The sequence below is a fragment of the Sebaldella sp. S0638 genome (assembly GCF_024158605.1).
Lineage (GTDB): Bacteria > Fusobacteriota > Fusobacteriia > Fusobacteriales > Leptotrichiaceae > Sebaldella.
In genome coordinates this window covers 1-3,852 of the sequence record NZ_JAMZGM010000189.1, presented here as the reverse complement: position 1 = coordinate 3,852, position 3,852 = coordinate 1, and the positions used below count along the sequence as shown (strand labels likewise).

The following is a 3,852-nucleotide window of genomic DNA, read 5'->3' as shown; positions in this document are numbered from 1 at the left end:
AATTAATGGAAGCCTTGAATTCATTCTATTAAATGATTGTGTGGTGCTAAATCACATTAATTATGGAGGTACCCCTTGAAGATAAAATTATTTTTTTAATTGATAAAAATCTTAAATATAGAGAGATTGAAAAGATTTTATCTGTTTCACAAAAAACTATATCTAAAATAAAAAAACAATATATGGAAAGCAAAAAATAAACTCTAAAACTGCTGAAAATAGGACTTGTAACCATGTTTTTAAAAAGAAAAAGGCTACTGAAATGTCTTCTTGTACAAGTATTAATAGCTGATTTTTCTTTTTGCTTAAAAATTCTCTGAATGGAAAGCAAAATTTTTAAAAAAAACCTCGATCCTATCATCTCTCTAGCTGAATTTTCTTATTTTTTGGCTACTGAAATGTCTTCTGGGGAAATATAAATTAATAGCAGATTTTTAGATTTCTTCTTGGAGTCTCTATTATTTTAAGGTATATGTCTTCAACTGTTCAAGATAATTATTTTGGAGATAAAAAGCTATATTTGGTGATATATTTTCAAAAAAACGCACCTACCCTTTATAAAATTCGTATGCACAAGAGTATTTAAACTTTTGTGTATTTTTTTATGCGAAGAGTATTTTTTTCTTAAATATGGCCTCCATATTTCAATTTTAAGAAACTTTTTCATATTACGTCGACTTATAGGGTGGGTTCAAAAAAATAACTTCTTAAAATGAAAATATGGAGTTTTTTTTTATATTGTTGAATTTAGTTCAAAAAAGATAGTATTAAGAAAAAACAATTAACTGACAGAAAAATTAAATATTTTTTGTTCAGAAATTTTGAACGATTTTTTTTGTTTTTATATTTTCAAGAAAAAAATATATATTCTCAATATGAGAACAAAAAAATAATTCAATAATATAAGCGTTTTTTTATTGACATATACCCGTATATGAGGTATAATAAAAAAGTAGAATTAAATTAATAACTCTACTTTGTGTATTATTACGATCAACTAATTATACACTCTAAAAGAAAAAAAATCAATGTAAGGAGTGATAAAATGGAAGAAAGGAAATGATTTTATGCAGTTTATAAAAAAGTTAACATATAGTAAACCAAATGATAAGAGAGGTAGACAATATGCTTTAACATTACCGAATAATTTGATTGATGAATTAGGAATAACAGAAAATGATAGGGAAGTTGTTGTTTACTATAACCCAGTTGTGAAAGAAATAAAAATTAAGAAGAAAATAATAGACAAGGAGTGAGATTATGAAAACAATAGCAGTTGTTAACCCTAAAGGCGGGGCAGGAAAAACTGTAAGTGCAATAAATATTGCGTATGCATTACAAAGAAATAATAAAAAAGTATTATTAATAGACACAGACCCAAGTTGTAGTATAGAAACTTATTTTAATATAGAAAATGAAAATAATCTTCATGAACTAATAAAAGAGCAATATGAAAATTTATATGTTGAAGACTTAAATCGTTATATTAATTCAATAAATGGAGTAGATATAATTGTATCTTCGTATATGCTAAGAAATATTGATTATTACTTTATGCAAAATAATGACGGTCAAGGTATTTATAACTGCATAAAAAATTTAATACAATATTTTGGAAGTTATGATTATGTTATTTTTGATACAGAGGGGACTATTAATAATTTAACTTTTTCAGTTTTAAATGCAACGGATTATATATTTACTCCGACTAAAGAAACAAAACTAGATGTTAATGGAATAATTGATTTAAAAACATTATTTACAACAGCGAAAAAGAATAATCCTAAAATTCAGATAAAACTAATTTTTATGGTAGGAATAAGTGCTAATACAAGAGTCTTTAAAATAGCTAAAGAAAGATTTGAAAAATATTTTACTGGTAAAGATGATTATAAGTTTTCTGAAATAATGATAAGAAAAGATCAGAATATAGCAAATGCAGCCGAAGAAGGAAAAGATATTTTTTCATATAAAAATTCATCAGGTGCTTCAATAGATTATAAAAATTTAGTTTATGAATTTTTAGAAACAGAGAATTAAAATAAAACTTCGCAGGTTGCGAAGTTTTAAAAGGAGGAATTGAAAAGTGAATAATTTATTAGAAAAAGAGAGAGATTTTAACAATCAGGTACAAAAATATCATTCCAATTTTAACTTTGAAGAATATGAAATTGATGACGAAAAAATAATAAATGGAATAGAAGAAAAAGAGGAAAATATTTTAAAAAATATTCAACAAATAAATAGAAATAGAAAAGAAATGTCTAAAAATTTATATGAAATTCATTTATTATTATCAAAACAAAAAACAGGTACATTTTTAGGATATCTAAATTATTTAGGAATAAGTAAAGATACGGCTTATAGATTAATAGATATGTGGAAATTATTTATAGACACAAAAAAAACAAAAGTCTTTGAATTGACACATAATGTTGTAAAACAGTTAAAATCGATAACAAATGAAAGTGGAGATAATCAAGATATAGTTGAAGTAATAGAAGCAGATAATCCAACTGAAAGACTAAAAGAATTAAAAAAAGATAGTAAAGTGTATTCTACAAAAAAAAATATGACATCAGAGGATATTGAGAAAGAAATAAAAAGAATAGATAAGAAGATAGAAAAAAAGTATCTTGAGATAGAAAATTTAGAAAAAGAAAAAGAGAATTTATCTGAACTTTTATAACTTCGCAATCTGCGAAGTTATAAAAATATTTTGAAAGGTGAGTGGATTTAATGGCATTAGAATTAACAAAAAAAGAATTTATAGATAGAGTAAAAGGAAAGTGGAAAGTTACTACAAAATTAAGTAAAACAAAATGGGGTTATTGTTATGTTGATTACATGAACTCAATTGAAATTTTACTAGATTCTGATGTGATAATAAATCAACGTGAAAGATCATTGCTTTTTTTAATAAGACATTCGTTAGAACTAGGACTAAAAGACTATATTTACTTTTTTATAAAAAAGCTTAATAAAAAAATAGATTTAAAAAATCATAATATAGAATATTTATATAAAGAATTCTGTAAATTATTCACTGAAATGGTTAAAAAATTTGATATAGATAAAAGCTTAGTTGATGATTTTAATAGTTATAAAATAAAATTAGAAAGCTTGAAAGCAATTATAAATAGTTTAGATAAATATTCAATGGCATTTAGATATCCTATTGATAACAAAGGAAATTATTATTTTAGTGAAAATGTTGATATAAATATTGAAGAAATAATTGATTTATTGTATTATGTAAATAAAATGTTTTTAGGTCTTGATTCTAATATATACACAAGATCAAATTTATATATGGCAGAATCAATGGATGAGTATTATAATGCCACTATGAAAGAATCAATGGATCCAAGATAATACTTTACAAATAAAAATTATATGGTAAAATATATAAGGAATAAAAAGCCCCCTTTTATGTCTTGGATTAATGTAATTTAAACTTAAATCACAAAAAAATTGACCTATTTAATTTTAGTCATTATGATTAAAAAAATAGGTCACTTTTTTTCTTGTTTATTCATAAGTCATATTATCGGACGTGAAATATGGTTAGGATTACGTTAAAAAATTCAGTTAAAAATACAGACATCTCATTTCAAAAAATCTTTCCTTTTTTAATTCTAAATTTATAAAAAAACAGTCTTCAAAACATAAAATTTCCGAATGAGCAAAAATTAGAAATATTCCCTATAAGAATGACAAAAAATAAAATATGTGTTAATATTTTAGAATAAGATTTGAATAAAGTCAGATGGAGGTATGTAGTGCTATAGTAAAGTAGGAACACCAAAATCTAAACAATGATATAATAAAAAAAGAAAGAGGTGTTTTGAA

At 23.5% G+C, this 3,852-nt stretch carries 4 protein-coding genes; all 4 read left to right on the top strand.

The window, feature by feature from the left end:
- The first annotated feature begins 1,067 nt into the window (after positions 1-1,067).
- From NK213_RS19135 to NK213_RS19120, 4 genes are read left to right on the top strand one after another with little or no spacing between them, the layout of a single operon-like run.
- Entirely contained in the window at positions 1,068-1,256 is a 189-nt protein-coding gene (locus NK213_RS19135) for a hypothetical protein (protein ID WP_253352278.1), read from the top strand.
- 4 nt (positions 1,257-1,260) lie between these two features.
- Positions 1,261-2,040, top strand: a complete 780-nt coding sequence (locus NK213_RS19130) for a ParA family protein (RefSeq protein WP_253352276.1) — start codon at positions 1,261-1,263, stop codon at positions 2,038-2,040.
- A gap of 46 nt (positions 2,041-2,086) precedes the next feature.
- Positions 2,087-2,689 (top strand): hypothetical protein, encoded by a 603-nt coding sequence (locus tag NK213_RS19125; protein WP_253352274.1) that lies wholly within the window; start codon positions 2,087-2,089, stop codon positions 2,687-2,689.
- Positions 2,690-2,739: 50 nt separating this feature from the next.
- Entirely contained in the window at positions 2,740-3,375 is a 636-nt protein-coding gene (locus NK213_RS19120; RefSeq protein WP_253352272.1) for a hypothetical protein, read from the top strand.
- Positions 3,376-3,852: the final 477 nt, after the last annotated feature.

Coding starts and splice junctions, on each gene's coding strand:
- NK213_RS19120 (WP_253352272.1), top strand. CDS start 2,740: ATGGCATTAGAATTAACAAAAAAAGAATTTATAGATAGAGTAAAAGGA.
- NK213_RS19135 (WP_253352278.1), top strand. CDS start 1,068: ATGCAGTTTATAAAAAAGTTAACATATAGTAAACCAAATGATAAGAGA.
- NK213_RS19130 (WP_253352276.1), top strand. CDS start 1,261: ATGAAAACAATAGCAGTTGTTAACCCTAAAGGCGGGGCAGGAAAAACT.